Source organism: Segatella bryantii (genome assembly GCF_022024215.1).
Taxonomy (GTDB): domain Bacteria; phylum Bacteroidota; class Bacteroidia; order Bacteroidales; family Bacteroidaceae; genus Prevotella; species Prevotella bryantii.
Genome location: NZ_CP091798.1, coordinates 434951 through 455591, shown reverse-complemented (window position 1 = coordinate 455591; position 20641 = coordinate 434951). Strand labels below are relative to the sequence as shown.

18 protein-coding genes and 3 tRNA genes are annotated in these 20641 nt (G+C 39.3%); 16 read left to right on the top strand and 5 right to left on the bottom strand.

Annotated features, from left to right (window positions below; translation table 11 throughout):
* Positions 1-11 precede the first annotated feature (11 nt).
* The 4 genes from L6471_RS05950 (at position 12) to L6471_RS05935 (ending at position 6399) form a co-directional block, all read left to right on the top strand.
* A complete protein-coding gene (locus L6471_RS05950; RefSeq protein ID WP_237797560.1) occupies positions 12-764 on the top strand; it encodes a heavy-metal-associated domain-containing protein in 753 nt (250 codons plus the stop codon).
* Positions 765-985: 221 nt separating this feature from the next.
* On the top strand, positions 986-3679 hold the full coding sequence (locus L6471_RS05945; RefSeq protein WP_237797559.1) for a TonB-dependent receptor: 2694 nt from the start codon (positions 986-988) through the stop codon (positions 3677-3679).
* A gap of 13 nt (positions 3680-3692) precedes the next feature.
* Entirely contained in the window at positions 3693-4862 is a 1170-nt protein-coding gene (locus tag L6471_RS05940) for a DUF4876 domain-containing protein (RefSeq protein ID WP_051214739.1), read from the top strand.
* A gap of 46 nt (positions 4863-4908) precedes the next feature.
* Positions 4909-6399: a DUF6850 family outer membrane beta-barrel protein gene (locus tag L6471_RS05935; RefSeq protein ID WP_237797558.1), complete on the top strand. Its 1491-nt coding sequence runs from the start codon at positions 4909-4911 to the stop codon at positions 6397-6399.
* A 148-nt stretch (positions 6400-6547) separates the two neighbouring features.
* On the opposite strand, the gene L6471_RS05930 is transcribed toward L6471_RS05935, so the two are convergent.
* From L6471_RS05930 to L6471_RS05920, 4 genes are all read right to left on the bottom strand, one after another.
* Positions 6548-6632, bottom strand: a tRNA-Ser gene (locus L6471_RS05930).
* 42 nt (positions 6633-6674) lie between these two features.
* Positions 6675-6806 (bottom strand): hypothetical protein, encoded by a 132-nt coding sequence (locus L6471_RS14130; protein ID WP_256973028.1) that lies wholly within the window; start codon positions 6804-6806, stop codon positions 6675-6677.
* A 309-nt stretch (positions 6807-7115) separates the two neighbouring features.
* On the bottom strand, positions 7116-7811 hold the full coding sequence (locus tag L6471_RS05925; RefSeq protein ID WP_036858289.1) for an alpha/beta hydrolase-fold protein: 696 nt from the start codon (positions 7809-7811) through the stop codon (positions 7116-7118).
* Between the two features lie 56 nt (positions 7812-7867).
* Positions 7868-7952 (bottom strand) — tRNA-Ser (locus L6471_RS05920).
* 123 nt (positions 7953-8075) lie between these two features.
* Here L6471_RS05920 and L6471_RS05915 point away from each other — a divergent pair.
* From L6471_RS05915 to L6471_RS05855, 12 genes are all read left to right on the top strand, one after another.
* On the top strand, positions 8076-10682 hold the full coding sequence (locus L6471_RS05915) for an endonuclease MutS2 (RefSeq protein ID WP_237797557.1): 2607 nt from the start codon (positions 8076-8078) through the stop codon (positions 10680-10682).
* 180 nt (positions 10683-10862) lie between these two features.
* Positions 10863-10936, top strand: a tRNA-Thr gene (locus L6471_RS05905).
* 249 nt (positions 10937-11185) lie between these two features.
* A complete protein-coding gene (locus L6471_RS05900) occupies positions 11186-11725 on the top strand; it encodes a DUF4199 domain-containing protein (RefSeq protein WP_237797556.1) in 540 nt (179 codons plus the stop codon).
* 23 nt (positions 11726-11748) lie between these two features.
* The gene (locus L6471_RS05895; RefSeq protein ID WP_006281275.1) at positions 11749-12711 is read left to right on the top strand and encodes a glycosyltransferase family 2 protein; all 963 of its coding nucleotides are present in this window, start codon (positions 11749-11751) and stop codon (positions 12709-12711) included.
* Positions 12699-13181: a DUF6452 family protein gene (locus tag L6471_RS05890; RefSeq protein WP_027454175.1), complete on the top strand. Its 483-nt coding sequence runs from the start codon at positions 12699-12701 to the stop codon at positions 13179-13181. The genes L6471_RS05895 and L6471_RS05890 overlap by 13 nt, the downstream gene beginning before the upstream one ends.
* Positions 13135-13827 carry a DUF6048 family protein gene (locus L6471_RS05885; protein ID WP_006281273.1) on the top strand — a complete coding sequence of 231 codons (693 nt, stop codon included), beginning with the start codon at positions 13135-13137 and terminating at the stop codon, positions 13825-13827. The genes L6471_RS05890 and L6471_RS05885 overlap by 47 nt, the downstream gene beginning before the upstream one ends.
* Positions 13828-13838: 11 nt before the next feature.
* Positions 13839-14861, top strand: a complete 1023-nt coding sequence (locus tag L6471_RS05880; RefSeq protein WP_237797555.1) for an FAD:protein FMN transferase — start codon at positions 13839-13841, stop codon at positions 14859-14861.
* A 3-nt stretch (positions 14862-14864) separates the two neighbouring features.
* The gene (locus L6471_RS05875; RefSeq protein ID WP_006281271.1) at positions 14865-15536 is read left to right on the top strand and encodes a Crp/Fnr family transcriptional regulator; all 672 of its coding nucleotides are present in this window, start codon (positions 14865-14867) and stop codon (positions 15534-15536) included.
* Between the two features lie 81 nt (positions 15537-15617).
* Positions 15618-17699, top strand: coding sequence for a M3 family metallopeptidase (locus L6471_RS05870; RefSeq protein WP_006281270.1), 2082 nt, complete (start codon positions 15618-15620; stop codon positions 17697-17699).
* A 7-nt stretch (positions 17700-17706) separates the two neighbouring features.
* Complete coding sequence (locus tag L6471_RS05865; RefSeq protein ID WP_006281269.1) at positions 17707-18141, top strand: dCMP deaminase family protein; 435 nt, start codon at positions 17707-17709, stop codon at positions 18139-18141.
* Between the two features lie 38 nt (positions 18142-18179).
* Positions 18180-19814, top strand: coding sequence for a S41 family peptidase (locus L6471_RS05860; RefSeq protein ID WP_237797554.1), 1635 nt, complete (start codon positions 18180-18182; stop codon positions 19812-19814).
* 3 nt (positions 19815-19817) lie between these two features.
* Positions 19818-20354 carry a 5-formyltetrahydrofolate cyclo-ligase gene (locus L6471_RS05855; RefSeq protein ID WP_237797553.1) on the top strand — a complete coding sequence of 179 codons (537 nt, stop codon included), beginning with the start codon at positions 19818-19820 and terminating at the stop codon, positions 20352-20354.
* On the opposite strand, the gene L6471_RS05850 is transcribed toward L6471_RS05855, so the two are convergent.
* Positions 20351-20641 (bottom strand): DciA family protein, encoded by a 291-nt coding sequence (locus tag L6471_RS05850; RefSeq protein WP_006281266.1) that lies wholly within the window; start codon positions 20639-20641, stop codon positions 20351-20353. The two genes, L6471_RS05855 and L6471_RS05850, sit on opposite strands and share 4 nt — an antisense overlap.

The following is a 20641-nucleotide window of genomic DNA, read 5'->3' as shown; positions in this document are numbered from 1 at the left end:
AGATGATGAAGATGAAAAAGACAATAAGATTAAAAGCCATCCGCATGACTCTCATCGCCATGGCACTTTTCACCACAAGCGAATTCGCATGTGCACAACAAAATCAATCTTTTACTATACGTATTAAAGGTATGCGTTGTGATGACTGTGCTCATAAAGTCATGGACAAACTGACCAAAATTAACGGAGTAGACGATATTCAATTCAATCTGGAGAGACGCACAGCTACCATCAGCTATAATCCAGAGGTGACTTGTGAAGATTCTATTAAGAAACCACTTATTGGTACTCGGTATAACCCAACTTCCTATAGCGCCAGCGATATCATTATGCGAGGTTATGGCCAACACATGGAAATCGTAACCGAAGCAGATGCACAAAAGGCTATTCATGCGCTCCAAGGATTAACGGGTATCGACTCGTTGGCACCACATCTTGACAAACATTATCTCTTTATCCGATACGATGCTAACCGAACAGAAAAGGCTACGATTCGTAGAGCTTTAATCGACAGTGGTTTTACACCTACGAACTATTACAGTAGTTCTAAAATCAAGTTTGCTCTCTATCAATTACCTGCAGAACAGGCTACTTCTGCTACAGAAGAAAATGTACTCACCATCAATGGAGTGGATGATGCAACCATCAATGTCAAAAAACAAACACTTGCTATCACATACTTCATAGATCAAATCGGAACCACCACAGAAAAATTAGAAAAAGATCTCCAAGTACTTGGGCTAACTTTTCAAAGGATACCATAAATTAAGTAAGCCATATCACAAGCACAAAAAAAAGGATAGGCCAGGGATTCTCCCTCACCTATCCTTTTTTTATTTAAAAACGATTATCTGCGATATCTACAAGTAGGTAAATTCAAACTATAACTGTTAAAAGAATAAAGAATTAACATATTAATGTTGTATTTTAAAGAAATTTATTGGTATATTTGTCACAAAGATTAAAATTAGTAAAAAAACAAATCATGATTTTCTACACAAGTAATTACAAGAGACTATCATTAGTTTTTTGTCTTCTATTGATTTCGCTCATTACATTTGCGCAGAAAAATGAAGGGAAATATCGGATAGGTGTGACGGTAACAGACAAGAACACCCATGAGTCTATTATTATGGCCACACTGAAGTTAGAACCGCTGCAAGCAACATCCGTCACAGATGCTGATGGTAAGGCCTCGCTTGACAAAGTACCCGACGGTATATATACTCTTCTCGTATCTTACGTAGGCTATGAAGAGTCTAAAACGATTGTTAAAGTGAACAAAGATATGAATCTTCATATTCGGCTTACACCAACTTCACTTGCACTTCAAGAGGTCGTTGTAACCGCTCAACAAAAGTCTTCAGGAGCCTCTACAACCTCTGTTGTAAACCGTCAGGCCATAGATCACTTGCAAGCTGCCTCACTTGCCGACATCATGCAACTTCTACCTGGACAAAAGATGGGAAACACCGATCTTACGTCTCAAACAAATTTGCAGTTGCGTACCTTAACCAATAACAATACGAGTGCCTTTGGTAGTCAGATTGTGATTGATGGTGTACCGATATCGAACAATGGTGCGCTCACCCAGGGACAGTTCTCCAGTTCTGCCTTTGTTGGTACAGACTTGCGCCAGGTTGCTGCTGACAATATCGATCAGGTGGAAATCATTCGAGGTATTCCTTCTGCAGAATATGGTGATTTGACCAGCGGACTTGTAGTGGTTCATTCTAAAGTCGGTGTTACTCCATGGCAGTTTAAGACTAAGATTAATCCAGAAATGACAAACGTATCGTTAGGCAAAGGATTTAACCTCAACAAAGCTGGCATTTTCAATTTTAATGCAGACTATGCCAAGGCTTGGGGTGATCCACGTCAGAAGACTCGTTCTTTCAGTCGATATAATATCCATTTAGGCTATGGCTACGATATCAATCGTGACTGGCATACTGATACCAAATTCCGATTCATGTATGCTAAAGATTGGACAGGTAATGATCCTGACGCCATAGATGACGGTACTTATTCTAAAAACAAGAATGTCAATATCGGGTTCACCCATAATGGCCGCATCAATGTAAACAAACTTCTGATGCGCTCTCTTTCATATACTTTTGGTGTAAGCATGGGTTGGAACGATAATATCAATGCGAGTTACGTTACCAATTCTACAGGCTTGCTCCCTATCATTACAGCGGCCACTTCTGGTTATTACAGTGTGCCCTGGGTTACCACTTCTTATCTAGCACAAGGCAATACAGAGAGTCGTCCTGGAAACATCTATGCCAAGATTAATGATTCGTTCTACTTAACCTGGGGCAAAACTCGTCAGACCTTTAAGGTCGGCATCGATTATCATTACGATTGGAACAATGGTAAGGGCTACTATAACAGCAATGACAGTTTGCCATATCGCCCGAATTCCAATGGCCGACCACGTGCCTTCTCTGATATACCAGGCCTCCACCAGTTCTCTGCTTACGCAGAAGACAACTTCAACTGGGATATCAACCGTGTCAACAAACTCAAGATAAACTTTGGTTTGCGCCTTACCAGTTTACAGCCATTCTCAGACCTTGCCACAACGGCCCTAAGTCCTCGTCTGAACATAGCTTTTTCTGCTACCAAATGGCTCGACATCCGTGCTGGTATCGGTATGAATAGCAAAACACCAGGTCTAAACTATCTCTATCCTGATAAGAAATACGATGACCGTGTATCACTCAACTATATGCCGCAGAATGATCCTTCAAGCCAACAGCTTATCTATCATACAGAGGTATACGATGTACAGCGAAGCAAAGATTTGAAGAATGCGACAACAACCAAAGTGGAAGCAGGTGTAGATGTAAAACTACCTTGGGGCGGACGCATCAGTGTACTGGCTTACCAAGACAGAACTCCTAACGGATTTGGTAACGCTACGGAGTATTATACATACAGCTACAATCTCTATACCTATGGTTCAGATGAACCAACTCGTACCTTCCTTGCCTATATGACAACCGGTAAGATTGGCAACACCAACAGTACTGTGAACAAAGGTATAGAATTTGATATGGACTTCGGTGAAATCAAACCTATTCACACCCGATTCGCTTTCAGCGGTGCTTGGTCACAAACGAAGACTTGGAGTACTGATGCGGTCATCGAGTCAGTGAAGAGTTCACTACTTACTGCAGAACAACAGACCTATAATCTGACTCCATTCAAGGTAGTATATCCATCAGGTCTTGATTTCAGCAAATACCGTCAGTTCGTCAATACCTTACGCATCATCACCAATATACCAACTCTCAAAATGGTGGCATCGTTTACCGGACAGGTATATTGGCACAACTGGAATCAAAGCTATATTGCCGATAAAGATCCTATCGGATGGATTGATTCTAATCTGCAGTATCACGAGATAACATCGGATATGACTCAGATTGAAGGTATCAATATTAGTGATCTGTCTAAGACCTATACCGACAGTAATCCTGTTTCTAATCCGATTACATGGAATTTATCAGCCCGCCTGACCAAGGAACTTGGCAAGATTGGCGGTTTCTCACTCTATGTGAATAATTGTCTCTACCATGAGCCTTATCTGAAGAGTAGCACCACCACAACGCTCACCCAGCGCAATACGGGTACTTTCAGTTTTGGAGCAGAACTTTATTTCAACTTGTAAGAACTTGACAATAATGATGATGAAAAATATATTCAAGATATTTGTAAGTTTGTTACTGTTCACTTCATGCGTGAACTATAATGATGCAACCCAAGAGACAACGGTGAACATTCAACTCTTACAACCTACCGATTACGAAACGACCGTAGACCTGACCGGTAAAACCGTTACGGCTACACGAGGAACTGTAACCCTAACCTCAAAGACGGATGCCAATGGCATCGCCACTTTCACAGGCATCGCACCAGACGAATACTCCTTCTCTACTTCATGGGCACTCTCCCAAAAAGAGACTCTCTCTGGCAGTATCAGCACGACCATGATTACAGGCGAGACTACACTTGATATGCCAACACAGGTAGCCATAAACCGAGACTTGGTTATCGGCAAGATATACTTTGCCGGTTCAAAAGATAACAACAATAAGAATTACGTGGCTGGTAAATTCATAGAACTCTTCAACCAAAGCGATGATAGCATAGACGTATCTGGCCTATATCTCGGTATTGTAGAATCAGAGTCTACCCCAGCCTATACACAAGAAAACTTAAAAACAGCATACAACGACAGTGTGGTTCTGCTTAAACAGATTTATCGTATTCCGGTAAATGCCAATAAGAAAGTAGCACCAGGAGGTACGATACTCATTGTAAATAGTGCTATAGATCACACGACTAATAACTCGATGGATCATAATCTGCTCGATGCCGATTTCGAAGTAAAAGATGTACAAGGTAAGTATCAGAATAACCCCGAGACACCAGCTATGGAGGTTATTTACAATATCTATACCGGTACATCGATTATGAATATGCTCCAAAATGGTCTGGGCAGCTATATTATTTTCCGCACCGACGAAGACCCTACCTCATGGCCAAAAACCTATAAGTATGGTAAGACCTCGGGTAATGAATGGATAGTAGCACCTACCCGCTATATTCTCGATGGCGTAGAAAGTATGCGTAACAGCACCAAGGGATTTGATCTCACGACCAAACGTCTATGGGATTATATCGATGCCGGATATACGTATATCCAGTCGACTACCGGATATTCGGGCGAAATCATTTATCGTAAAACTTCCAAGACACTGAATGGTCACAAAATCCTTGTGGATACCAATAACTCTTCTAACGATTTCCAAGTATCAAAAACAATCGGAACACGCAACTATGATGAATAAAAAGATATATACCCTGACTTTTGCGCTACTTGCAAGCGCAACAAGTATGGCTCAGAATAATCTGACAGACGAAGGCCAGTATAGATATTATGACGCTACACAACTGTGGCGAAATACAGACAATGCCGCTTCGCTAACCCTCGATTCTACAAGCAATCGTGGTAAGGCCGAATTCTATATGAGTCACGTATCAGGAACTTATCATCGAGTACAAGAAGGTAATCAGACTAATACCTTGCAATTTTACACGGAGCGATACCAGAAAATAGGCAACTATCTCTATGGTTATGGCAAGTTCGACTTTAATATGGGAAGAACAAAGCAAAGAGCCTGGAGCGATGTTATGCGTACTTACTTCAGCAACCCTTTCCTAGTGGGATCCGACAAAGCTGGTAAATACGACTTTCAGAACTTCAATTTATCGGCTCATGTAGGAACCATAGATTTCAACGGATGGCGATTCGGTATGTCTCTCGACTATAATTTGGGCGACTTGAGCCGACTTCGCGACCCTCGTTCACGTTCACGTAAACTTGAATACCAGCTTACGCCATCTGTATCTTACACTATCGGCAACCACACACTGGGGGTAAGTGGTTATTACAATCGTTATAAGGAATCTCAACCATCCTTAACTACCGTACAAGAAGATCCAAGTCTGTATTACTATCAGATGACAGGTCTTGAGGCTGCTACAGGTACGCTTAAAGGATGGACGGGCTATAGCCGTGAATACGTAAACCACAAGTTTGGTGGCGAACTGAGTTATGGTTTTCGCAACAACAGTTATACGCAGGTCACCTCAGTAAGTATCTCCCGTGGTGCCGAATCTATCTTTGAACAATATAAGCGCGAACCTGGTAAATATTATGAATACAATTACAAGGTAAACACCCAACATCGCATATACCGTACCCAAACTATACACCAAATCGATGCACAGGCTGTTTTCTCTCAAGACTATGCAGATGAATATCGCCCAAAGTTGATCATTACTATCGATAGTATACATGGCTATACTTCTAATCAATATATCAACCAGTTTACCTACAAAAAGCGTTATCAGTTAAAAAGTGCTGACGTAAGTCTTCACTATCGTGCCAACAGGCTCGAAGGAAACAGCATAAAAAGCTATATCGGTTTGCAAGCAGGCTTTACCTCTATCAACCAAAAACATCTACTGCCAACCAGTACTTTCAAGTATCAATCAACAGACCTACTTGCCGAATATGGTATTGCCCTTCTGTCCAACCATCAGTTATGGATAGACGCACAGGCAGGTTATCACTTTAGTAACCAAGCAAAACTGAATTTAGCCGATGCTACTGGTACATATGCACAAAGCGTACTGATACAAGATTTAGCTTATTATGGAGCCCATTACTTCAAGGGTAAGCTACAGATAACCTGGCAGATGCCTATTACTATCAAAGGCTATCGCAGCATATGGTATGTTAAAGGATATGTCAACACCATACAAGCCCAACATAGTCTCAATACGACAACTTATGGCTTCACTATAGGTACGTTTAATTAAAAAATATGATCACAAAAAAAATAGGAGTCTGCTACTCAGACTCCTATTTTTATATCAAAATTTAGTAATGTTTTTAGCAATATCTTGATACATACTCTTAAATCGTATAGAAAATAAAAAAGCCCTTAGGAAATTCCTAAGAGCTTAGCGGAGAGAGAGGGATTCGAACCCCCGGTACCTCTCGGTACGACGGTTTTCAAGACCGTTGTAATCGACCACTCTACCATCTCTCCAGGCGTGAGCCGATTTGCTATTTCTTTTTAGCGAGTGCAAAATTAATTATAATTTTTGAAATTACCAAACTTTTCTGCTAAAAAATACTTTTCACGCCATTTTTTCATAAGATCCTTGATAACACCACGCTGTCTGATAAGACCAATAAAGTGGCTTCCAACTGATAGAATCATATAAATTTTATTGATATCAACTGTGTTATGGTTAGCTTTTTCACTACGACAATCATACTCTTCTTCCTGAATACACTCTGGTGCACCCTCCTGCCAAACTTGGTGTCAAGAACGAGATCAGAGTCAACGATTTTGTAAAGAATTTAAGATAAAAGGTGCAAGATATGAACATATATTTACTATAAACATGATAGTAGATATGGCTATCGACAATATACTCTGTATACTTGTCATAACCAATCTCTCTCATTTTTGTAATAACCTTATTAATATCATGTTCTTTCATTTTGATATTCCGATAAACGAATACTATACATGAAGGATAATCCAGGAATAAGAATCGGCAATACGAAAAGCAAAATCCTGAAAGTGCCCACCTTTATTCCATAATAAGACCGTATTATCCCCACCCAACTGTCGGATAAGCTGCTCATGATAGGAACGAATATTATCGCCAACTTGTTTCATATAACGATTCTTACAATGCTCCTCTCTGTCGCCAAGACTCATATATACTTTTTTAGCTTGAACGGGATGATTCTCTACATAAGTCATCCAATTCGAAATCCATACAGAAGGAGAAGCAGCTGCAATATAATCGAAACAAGAAGAACGAGTTGAAGCCCACAGAGCAAACAAACCACCCAAAGAATACCCACCAAGCACTACTGGCAGTGCTCCATATTGCTGATATAACTGAGGAAGTATCTCGTTTTCTAATAACGCTAATACTTGAGGCGCATACTTTCCCGACTCAGGTCTACGGTCTACAGCTTGATCATTCCATGGCATAAGTTCCTTGCACCAATCGATAATCGGCACACCCACTAGGACAAATGAGCGATTGGTTGAAGCATGTATTCTATCCACAATTTCATCAAGAAGCGCAATTTCCTTACGCTCTACTAACTGAATAAGAATGACTTCTGGAGCCTCATCCGCATAAATCATGCAACGACGAAGCGTTTCATCGAAAGTTGTTTTTATCAATAGTTCCTGATACATGCTCTTAAATCGTATAGAAAATAAAAAAAGCTCTTAGGAATTTCCTAAGAGCTTAGCGGAGAGAGAGGGATTCGAACCCCCGGTGCCTCTCAGCACGACGGTTTTCAAGACCGTTGTAATCGACCACTCTACCATCTCTCCATGGTATCGCAACCAATAGCTTTATTCTCAAAAGCGAGTGCAAAGGTAACATAACATTTTGGTTCCACCAAATTTTTTCTTAACTTTTTTGCTCAAAATGATAAAAAAGCGTATTTTTGCAACATGATATACCCAGATAACTTCGAAATCAAGATAGGTTTTAGTGAAATACGACGATTACTGAAGGAACGTTGTCTTTCAACTCTCGGCAAGGAAGAAGTAGACAGAATCTCTTTTTCTACAAAAGCTGATGAGGTTAATGAGTGGTTGGCACAAGTACGCGACTTCAGAAGAATACAAGAAGAAACCGAGAATTTCCCTCTCAGTTATTTTTATGACGTTCGCGCAAGCGTATTACGTGCCCGCGTAGAAAATACATTTCTTGAGGAGCATGAACTCTTCGACTTACGTCGCTCGCTCGACACTATTGCCCAAATCGTCAAATTCCTAAATACGAATGTAGATGGTGATGATGAAGAAAATGAAGAACAAGACGGATGGAAAGTAGATAAGAAATATCCATATCCCGCTCTACATCGACTGGCTGAAGATATTATGACTTTCCCTCAGCTGATTTCTCGTATTGATCAGATCCTTGACAAATTTGGCCATATTCGTGATAACGCTTCGCCAAAATTGTTGGATATTCGAAGAGAACTTGCCCGTACAGAAGGAAATATCTCCCGCATACTGAATGGGATATTACGATCTGCTCAGAGTGAAGGCGTAGTAGAAAAAGATGTTACCCCTACCCTTCGCGACGGCCGACTGGTAATTCCTGTGGTGCCTAACCTTAAGAAAAAGATTCGTGGTATAGTACATGATGAGAGTGCTACAGGAAAAACCGTTTTTATCGAACCGGCTGAAGTTGTGGAAGCCAACAACCGGGTAAGAGAACTAGAAAGTGAAGAACGCCACGAGGTGATTCGCATTCTCACCGAATTTACGGACAAAGTACGCCCACATATTAAGGAGATTATTCTAAGTTATCTATTCTTAGGACAAATAGACTGTATCCGCGCAAAAGCAGAATTGGCTAAAATAATAAGAGGATTTGAACCAGAAGTTAAAAAAGGTCCTGCTATGGATTGGATTCAGGCTTCTCATCCGCTTCTGCGCTTATCACTGGAAAGACAAGATAAGAAAGTAATACCACTGGACATTACATTGACGAAGCAAAAACGCCTACTTATTATTTCTGGTCCTAATGCCGGCGGTAAATCAGTTTGTCTCAAAACTGTAGGTCTACTACAATATATGTTACAATGTGGTCTTTCTATTCCTGTAGGCGATCGCAGTACTACCGGTATGTTTACCAATATCATGATTGATATCGGCGATGAACAAAGTTTGGAAAATGACCTCAGTACCTATTCTTCACATCTATTAAATATGAAGAATATGATGAAACATGCGAATGAATCTACAATCATCCTCATTGACGAGTTTGGTACAGGTACGGAACCGGCTATCGGTGGTGCCATAGCAGAAAGTGTACTGAATCAGTTCTGTCAGAAAAACGCATTTGGAGTAATCACCACCCACTATCAAAACCTAAAGCATTTTGCTGATTCTCACGAAGGAGTGGCTAATGGTGCCATGCTCTACGATAGACATGAGATGAAACCTCTATTTCAGTTGGCTATCGGTCAACCAGGAAGTTCATTTGCTATAGAAATTGCTCGCAAAATAGGTTTACCAGAACAAGTCATTCAAGAAGCATCTGAAATCGTTGGTAGTGACTATATTCAAAGTGACAAATATTTGCAGGATATCGTACGAGACAAACGCTATTGGGAAACCAAACGCCAGAACATTCATCAGCGTGAGAAAGACATGGATAAAGCTGTGAGCCGCTATGAAACTCGTCTGCAAGAAATAGAAGCACAAAGAAAGGAAATTCTCGCTAAAGCACGCCAAGAAGCCGAAGAATTGCTGAAAGAGAGCAATAAGAAAATAGAGAATACAATTCGTGAAATACGCGAAAAGCAGGCTGAGAAAGAAGAGACCAAACGAATAAGACAGGAGCTTCATGAATTTGAAAAGGAAGTCAGTGCCATCGATACTAAGGCTAACGATGACATGATAGCCCGACAAATAGAAAAAATAAAACAACGCAAAGCGCGTCACGAAAAACATAAGGCTGAAAAAGCTCAAAAACAGGAACAGGCTGCTGCAACCTTACGCCAAGCTGTAAATAAACAAACGGGTTCTAAAGTGCTTGAAGTGGGCGACGAGGTACGTATTAAAGGAACTAGTAGCACAGGAAAACTGGAAAACATAGACGGTAAAACGGCTACGGTTATTTTTGGTGGCATGCGCACCAAACTAAAATTAAATCGTTTGGAATATGCAGCTACACCGTCGACATCTTCGCAAGATAGCCAAGAGAAGACGCTCAGTAAAAATGAAGAAATGGCGGAAAGACTTCGTTCGTATGGAATCTCGAAAGAAACAAGAAAGACGATGGATGACCATAAACAGAATTTCCATCAGGATCTTGACGTAAGAGGTATGCGAGGGGACGAAGCTTTAACGGCCGTACAATATTTCATAGATGATGCAATTCTGGTTGGAATGCCTCGCGTAAGAATACTCCATGGAAAAGGAAATGGCATTCTGCGTCAGCTCATTAGACAATATTTAGGAAGCGTGCCAAATGTAACACATTATGGCGATGAGCACGTTCAATTTGGCGGCGCAGGTATCACGATTGTTGACATCGGATAAAAAAAATGCAAAAAAGTTAGCAAAATATTTGGCAGAACCAAAAATAATGCTTACCTTTGCAACCGCAAAAATGAGACGGGCAAGTCTCATACGGTCAGCTCCCTCGGAACTCCCCCAGGATGGGAACATAGCAAGGGTACTTGGTCGTAGCGACGCGATATGAATCGCTTGCCCACCCATGCCTCTTTAGCTCAGTTGGCCAGAGCACGTGATTTGTAATCTCGGGGTCGTTGGTTCGAATCCGACAAGAGGCTCAAAAAGTGAATCAAAATTACTTTTGATTCACTTTTTTTGTTATACTACTACAACAACTTTTATTACCCTACCCCCATCAAAAGAATCCATGTAAAAACATACCCAAACGGGGCCATTTACAGAGATATCCCTAAGTAGACATACCTCCATAAGCCATTAAGAAGTTAAAGAAATAAGAAAAATTATCATAACGCAGAAGGCTATCTCAAAGAAATTGACTATTTTTGCATATTAAAAAGGAAAGTATAATGATTACTCAACAAATAATACAACAGACTAGAGCATTTGCCCGTCAGGATGGTTTTTTCCTATCCCTAGTCTGGATAGCGTCTTTTATTGGAGCCATGCTAGCCCACAAATGGCCTAGCCTCAGTTTAATATCATTCATTTTTGCAATATCCACCCCCTTCGTGGTAAGCTATACGCTTAAACTCTTCCGCGATAAAGCACTGGATGGGCTCATTTCATTTAGACGAGCTTGGTTTTATGCAATGGAAACATATTTCTATGCTACCCTAATTCTAACCGTTGTGCAATTTGCATATTTCGAATGGGGAGACACAGTAGGATTTATGACCCAAATCAATGAATCCGTTAAAATCGCAAGCGAATACTACAAGCAACAAGGAATATCAGCTCAGGAGATTAAAAATATGGGAGAAGCTCTAACTATGATGTCTTCTGCAGCATGGGCTTCGCTATTTATGATATACGAACTCATATTTGGATGTATTACCAGCCCTATCATCGCACTGCTGATGAAAAGAACAACGAAAATAACAAAATAGAAGAATTAAAATAATATTATCATATGAATATTTCAGTTATCGTTCCTCTCTACAATGAGGAAGAATCATTACCAGAACTCCACGCATGGATTAAACGCGTGATGACAGCAAATAATTTTACTTACGAAATTATTTTTGTCAATGACGGTTCTACAGACCGCTCCTGGGATGTTATTGAAGAACTGAGCCAAAAAGACGAAAATGTAAAGGGTATCAAATTCCGTCGTAATTACGGTAAGAGCCCAGCTCTATATTGTGGATTCAAAGAGGCTAAAGGTGATGTCATCATAACTATGGATGCAGACTTACAAGACTCACCTGACGAAATTCCTGAACTTTATAAAATGATTACTGTAGATCATTATGATTTAGTATCAGGTTATAAGCAGAAACGATATGATCCACTTACCAAGACTATACCTACCAAACTGTTTAATGCTACTGCCAGAAAAATCAGCGGTATACATAATCTCCACGACTTTAACTGTGGTCTAAAGGCTTATCGCAAGGAGGTTGTCAAAAACATAGAGGTGTATGGCGAGATGCATCGTTATATCCCATATCTTGCAAAAAATGCTGGTTTTGACAAGATTGGAGAAAAGATAGTACACCATCAAGCAAGAAAATACGGTTCAAGCAAATTTGGCATTAACCGATTTTTCAATGGCTATCTCGACTTGCTCACCTTATGGTTCTTGAGCAATTTCGGCAAAAAGCCAATGCACGTATTTGGCTTTTTAGGCTCTATCGTCTTCTTTATCAGCTTCTTAGCTTTGATAGGAATGGGTATTGGCAAGATTATCGAACTATCCCATGGCAACTATGGTCATTTGGTTACAGAATCGCCTTACTTCTATATCTTCCTTACTACCATGATGATAGGAACACAACTCTTCCTCACTGGTTTTATAGGAGACTTAGTAAGCAGAAATTCGCCTCGCCGAAACGATTATCAGATAGAAAAAGAAATAAGATGCGAAAAATAATTCCCGTTTTATTTGTACTTCTCCTCACAATGGTAGCATGCTCCAGCAGTATCGACTATCCACTGAATAATACAGTTTATACAAACTATAAACTGGCAGGATATGTAGATACCCTGAAAGACACGCTGACCATTTGGACAGTAGACCAAAACAACCAAAGAGATACGGTTTTTCAATCAAAAGCCAATGTTGATAGTTGCCTGGTGGCTATGAGCTATACGAGAGATCAGGATATCCTTATCTTTGAAGTAAAGAGTTTAGATCACCAGACTTATCTCGATACGGTGACGGTAAGTAAGACCAATCAGCCGCACTTTGAAACAGTAGACTGTCCACCTGCTTATTTTCACACCATAACGAAGGTTGACTATACAACCAACGCACTCGATTCTATTCGAATTAACAAAAAGGAAGTAAACTACGATGCAACAACCCCACACTTCTATATCTATTTCAAAGATCTTGACTAGTTTGCTGCTTCTATGCACGCTGAGTATACAGGCGCAACCAAGAGGAAAAGTTATTCCAAAAGTAGAAAAGGATACAACTGCTCTATTTAAAAATATAGCAGTATCTGTTGATCTTGTGGGTGTTGCCCAACTTGCATTTGGCGACTATGGGCAATACGAAGCTGCCGTGCGCATCAATCTGAAAGACAAATACTTTCCTATACTTGAGCTTGGATATGGAAAAGCCAACACGACAGACGAAACGACTAACAATACCTTTAAGACGAAAGCCCCTTACGGAAGAATCGGTATCGACTTTAATTTATTAAAAAATAAACACGATATCTACCGACTCTACGGAGGAGTTAGATATGCTTTTACATCCTATAAATATGATATCATCAATACTACGGTTACAGACCCCGTATGGAAAGACCAAGTGGACTTCAGCTACACAGGCGAAAAAGCAAATATGCACTGGCTCGAACTTGGACTTGGCGTAGACGCTAAGATAGCTGGTCCGCTACATTTAGGATGGAGTGTACGATACAAAAGAAGACTAATCCACTCTGAGGGAGCTATCGGTAACAGTTGGTATGCACCCGGATTCGGACGAAATGAAGGTTCACATTTAGGAGGAACATTTAACGTAATCCTAGAATTTTAAAAAGAAAACAAATGGAAACCACACCCAAGAAAACAGCATGGCAAATAGGGGCATTACTTGTACTGACAGCCATCATTATAGTTATCGTTCGTCAGCAAAAAACGATTCCCTTTCAACATAATACCGGATTTATTTTCGGAACCATATATAATATAACTTATCAGTCTGATAATGACCTGCAAACCGAGATAGAAGGAGAACTTAAAAAAGTAGATGAGTCTTTATCTACCTTCAACAAGACATCTACTATCTCTAAGATAAATCAAGGTAAAGATGTAAAAGTCGATGATATGTTTGCAGAAGTTTTCTCTCTAGGCGAGAATATAGCCAAAGAGACAGATGGCGCATTTGACATGACCGTAGCCCCAATGGTTAACACCTGGGGGTTTGGATTCAAAACAGGAAAAGAACCATCCAAAGCTGTTGTTGACAGTTTAAGAAATATTGTGGGCTACCAAAAAATCAAAATGGAAAAAAAACATATTATCAAGCAAAACCCAAATACGATGCTTGACTGTTCGGCCATTGCGAAAGGATTTGGAAGTGATGTAGTAGCCAAGTTCTTAAGACAAAAAGGAATTAAGAATTTTATGATTGAAATAGGTGGAGAAATCGTAACCTATGGCCTGAATGAAAAAAGAGTACCTTGGAAAATAGGTGTAACCAAACCTGTAGACGACTCTTTAAACAATCAGCAAGAGATACAGACCATATTAAATGTTACCAACAAAGCTATGGCAACTAGCGGTAATTATCGCAAATATTATTATAAGAATGGCAAGAAATATGCTCACACCATAGATCCCAAAACGGGCTATCCTGTACAACATAATATCCTCTCTTCAACCGTTTTTGCTGACAATTGTGCAACAGCAGATGCATATGCTACAGCCTTTATGGTAACCGGATTAGATGGAGCCAAAAAAATATTAGCAAAACACCCTGAACTCATGGCATACTTTATCTACGCCGATCAAAATGGAAAAAATGCCGTTTGGTATTCTCCAAAATTAAGAAAAAAGATAGTAAACTAGAACATGAAAGAGCTACAAATATATAATAATCTCTTACAACTCCCTCTCTTTCTTGGTATTAGTAAAAATGACATCTCACTTATTGTAGCACATACAAGATTCAATTTTTCAACAATACGAGCAGGAAAAGATATTGTAAAAGAAGGTGATCCATGCCATGAATTATTTTTCATTTTAAATGGAAAAGTTGAAATTAAAACGGTTTCTGACGATGGAAGTTACTACGTTACAGAAATTTCAGAAGGGCCATCTGTGATACAGGCTAACCGCCTATTCGGATTACACCAGCGATATACACGTACTTATAAGGCATTAGAAGATTGCAAACTCTTCAGCCTAGATAAAAAAGAAGTTTTACGACTTAGTGATCAATTTGTCATATTCCGAATCAATATATTAAATCTACTTTCCATGGAGAACCAACGCTACGAACATCGCCCATGGAAAAAAGTTCCACAAACACTCGAAGACAAAATAACACGCTTCTTTGAAGAGCACTGTATATACCCTGCCGGTCCAAAAACCTTCTATATCAAAATGAACCAACTGGCACTCGAAGTAAATGATAGTAGACTAGATGTGTCAAGAGCATTAAACAATATGCAAGATGCCCAAAGACTGACATTATATCGAGGAAGAATATTTATACCCGCATTGGAAAAATTACTGATGTAACAATAGTTAAATTCTTTGATAATCAGGCTTTGTCTTTTATTATTTTTATTATCTTTGCAAGGAATTATAGAAAAGCATAGTATGAATGAAAATATAAAAGAAAATAGCAAACATATCAATCCTTTTTTTCACCCTTATAACACCCCTCATGACACCGTACCTTTTAACCAAATTGCGTTAGAAGATTACGAAGAAGCATTCATGGAAGGTATCAAAAGGGATAACGAGGAAATCGATAAAATTATTAATAATCCTGATGAACCAACATTTGATAATACGATAGTTCATGAGGATGATGAAAAAGGCCCACATTATTATGACCTGTTAGATCGTGTTTCTAATGTGTTCTCGTGCATGTTAAGCGCAGAGACAAATGATGAATTGGACGCACTAGCACAAAAAATGAGTCCTATTCTTACGAAGCATGCCAACGATGTAAGTCTTAATCCAAAATTGTTTGAACGTGTAAGAAAAGTATACGAAAACCATCGTGAACTTACACCAGAAGAACAGATGCTACTGAATAATAGCTATGACGGATTTGTTAGAAGCGGAGCTCTACTGGATGAAAAAGGCAAAGAAAAACTCCGAAAACTGACTGAAGAATCAAGCATACTTACGTTACAATTCTCACAAAATTTACTTAAAGACACCAAGGCTTTCGAACTTCACATTACTGACGAAAAGCAATTGGAAGGTCTACCTGATAGCGCAAAAGAAGCAGCAGCTCTTTGTGCCAAAGAGAAAGAAAAAGATGGTTGGATATTTACTCTCGACTATCCAAGCTATTCTCCTTTTATGACATACTCAACTCAAAGAGAATTGAGAAAACAAATGTACATGGCACGCAATACGCTATGCACACATGATAATAAAGAAAATAATTTAGATATCTGCAAGCGTCTCATCAACCTAAGAAGAGAAATTGCACAATTGTTAGGCCACGAAACCTATGCAGACTATGTGCTAAAACACCGTATGGCAAGTAATGCTGATCATGTATACAAATTGCTGAACGATCTCATCGAAGCCTACAAGCCAACTGCTCTGCAAGAAGTAGAGAGTATCAAGCAAGAAGCCCAAAAATTAGAAGGAAAAGATTTCGAACTCGAACCTTGGGACTTCAGCTATTACTCGCATAAACTGCAAATGGAAAAATATAATTTGGACGCAGAAATGCTTCGCCCATACTTTGAACTATCTAAAGTTATCAAAGGGGTATTCGGCTTAGCTACCAAATTATATGGAATTACGTTTAAAGAGAATAAAGATATTCAGGTGTACCATCCTGACGTAAAAGCATACGAAGTATTCGACAAAGATGGCAGCTATCTGGCTGTACTTTACGCAGATTTTTATCCACGTAAGGGTAAACAGGGAGGTGCTTGGATGACCGAATTTAAAGGTCAATGGATAACCAAAAAGGGCGAAAACAGCAGACCACACGTAAGCGTAGTTACTAACCTGACCAAACCTACTGCAGAAAAGCCTGCCTTACTGACACTCTCTGAAGTAGAAACATTCTTGCATGAATTTGGACATTCTCTACATGGTATGTTTGCCAACACCCGATTTGAAAGTTTGTCTGGCACAAATGTATGGTGGGATTTCGTAGAACTACCTTCACAATTCATGGAAAACTATGCCATTGAAAAGGATTTCTTACGAACATTCGCTTTCCACTATGAAACAGGAGAACCTATACCTGACGATCTCATTGAACGAATCGTCAAAAGCCGTAATTTCTTAGCGGCTTATGGCTGTCTAAGACAAGTAAGTTTCGGCCTTCTCGATATGGCCTATTATACTAAAAAAGAAGCTTTCGATGAAGATATTATACCATTCGAGAAAAAGGCTTGGGAAAAGGCTATAATTACTAAACAATTGCCAAACACCTGTATGACAGTACAATTTGGACATATTATGGCTGGTGGATATGCAGCAGGCTATTACAGCTACAAATGGGCAGAAGTACTCGATGCTGACGCCTTCAGCGTATTTAAAGCAAACGGTATTTTCAATCAGGAAACTGCACAACGATTCAGAGATAATATCTTATCAAAAGGTGGAACGGAACATCCGATGACACTGTATAAACGTTTCCGTGGACAAGAACCTACTATAGACGCTCTACTCAAACGTAATGGAATTATCAAATCATAGTAACACCATGACCTCAGAAGAAAAAAAACACCAACTAGACTTGCGATACCTACGTATGGCACGCATTTGGGCTGAAAACAGCTATTGCAAAAGACGTAAAGTCGGCGCATTAGTAGTTAAAGATAAAATGATTATCAGCGATGGATACAACGGTACGCCTAGTGGATTCGAAAATATATGTGAAGATGATAACGATGTAACTAAACCATACGTTCTTCACGCAGAAGCAAACGCTATCACAAAACTTGCTAGAAGCAGTAATAATAGTGATGGCAGTACGCTTTATGTTACTGCTTCTCCTTGCATTGAATGTGCAAAATTAATAATTCAAGCTGGTATTAAACGAGTAGTTTATGCTGAAAAATACAGGCTTGAAGATGGTATAAATCTTCTGAAAAGGGCAAAAATAGAGGTAGAATATCTTAATCCAGACGATAAATGACAAATTCTAACAAACATAACCGATATACACCCTTACTGATGGCTCTATGTATAGTCATCGGTATTCTTATCGGTTCTTTTTTTACAAATCATTTTTCAGGTAACAGACTGAATATTATAAATTCAGGTAGTAATCGCTTGAATAATTTGCTTCATATCATTGATGATCAATATGTGGACGAAGTAAATATTGACTCCCTCGTGGATAAATCTATTCCACAGATTCTGGCAAACTTAGATCCACACTCTGTCTATATTAATGCTAAAGATGCAAAACAAGCAGAGGATGACCTTAAAGGGTCTTTCTCTGGAGTAGGTATCGAATTTGTAATTCGAGAAGATACCATCCACGTGCAAAATGTAATACATAATGGACCTGCAGAAAGAGCCGGAATATTAGCTGGTGATAAAATCGTAACTGTAGATGGAAAAAAATTCGTTGGTAAAATGGTTACTAACGATGAAGCACAACGCAGATTAAAAGGGCCTAAAGATACAAAGGTACAGATCGGTGTCGTAAGATATGGTACCAAGGAAGTCAAGAACTTTACGGTTACTAGAGGAGAAATACCACAAAAAAGCATTTCTGCAACATACATGATCAATGAGGCTACTGGTTACATCAGAATCAAGAACTTCTCCGAAACAACCTATCCAGAACTCCTGATTTCATTGGCCAAACTTTCGCAAGAAGGCTTTAGTAACTTAATCATCGATTTGCGAGATAATACAGGCGGTTATCTTACATCTGCCACACAAATAGCAAATGAATTTTTACCAAAAAATAAGCTGATTGTTTATACGCAAGGTAGACATAGTAGAAGACAAGATTACAAGAGCAACGGAAACGGAAGCTACCAAAATATACCGCTTGTAGTATTAATCAACGAGGCGAGTGCTTCTGCTGCTGAAATTTTCGCTGGAGCTATGCAAGATAACGATCGTGCTACAATTATAGGAAGACGCTCTTTCGGAAAAGGCCTAGTACAACAACAGCTTGCTTTTAACGACGGTAGTTTGATACGTTTAACTATAGCTCGCTATTATACACCTTCTGGTAGATGTATTCAAAAACCATATACTTTAGGCGAGGGAACAAATTATGAGCAGGATTTACTGACCAGGTATCAGCATGGCGAATTCTTCTCAAAAGACAGTATTAAGCATACGGGGCCGGCATATCACACCAGTATAGGCCGAATCGTATATGGCGGAGGTGGTATCACACCTGACATTTTCGTTCCAGAAGATACTACAGAAGTAACCTCTTACTTAAAGCAAGCAAGTATGAGTGGACTGATACTACAATACGCTTTCACATATACGGACAACAATCGCTTGAAATTGAATAATTTTAAGGAAATGTCTGAAATGGCGGATTACCTGAAAAAACAGAATACGGTACAACAATTCGCCATCTATGCGGATAAGCGCGGACTACAGAGAAGAAACTTGATGATCAAAAAATCACATGCTCTTCTCGAAAGATATATTAACAGTAGAATTATCTACAACATGCTTGATGAAGAAGCCTGGAACGAATATCTTAATCAAAATGACCCAGTTGTAAAAACTGCACTACAGGTTTTTAGCAATCACGCCGCTTTTCCTAAGCTCCCGGCAACCAACTCACAAAACCATTCTCAAAAAGTCATCAAAAAAAGGAAAAAGTAATCGATGAACAAACAAGAAATCAGAAAGAAAATAAAGCAAATTAAGCGACAGTTCTCTGAGTCTCAACTCAAGGAACTGTCGCTTCCTATTATAAAAAAATTATTTCTTTCACCTACAATACAAAAAGCGAATACAATTGGCCTATACTATTCGCTTCCTGACGAAGTCGACACCCATGACCTTATAGACATACTCTTGCAAAAAGGAAAAAAAATCATACTTCCAAAAGTAATTGATGATTCCAATATAGAAATGAGAGAATACTCAAACAGCAAAGATATGGAAGTAGGTTCCTACCATATTCAAGAACCCATCGGGAAAATTTTCGAAAACTATTCTTCAATCGATGTGATAATAGTACCAGGAGTAGCCTTTGATAATCAAGGCAATCGTTTAGGAAGAGGAAAAGGATATTATGACCGATTCTTAAAAAAAATTCCAGCTACAAAAAAAATCGGTATATGCTTTGATTTCCAAATGATAGAGCAAATACCGACTGAAAAGAATGACATCCCCATGGATGATATCATCACCAATTAATAAAACCTGATTTCTGTAATAATCTGAGCTTGAACTTCCGCATTTAAACGCTCTACTAATTTCGAACGCATCATGGAGAGATCCTGTCGCAAAGCAGGACTTAAAATCTTTACAAATAAGGTTTGATTTTTGATATATTTCTCACCGGTCAATGCTGCAATAGAAGGACCAACAACAACAGGCCAACTATCTATCAGACGCTTCTGAAGTAATGGAGTTTCCAAACCTTCAGTACGAATAAAATTAAGAAGAATCGCCTCGAGCGAACGTGGATGACGTTTAAACAT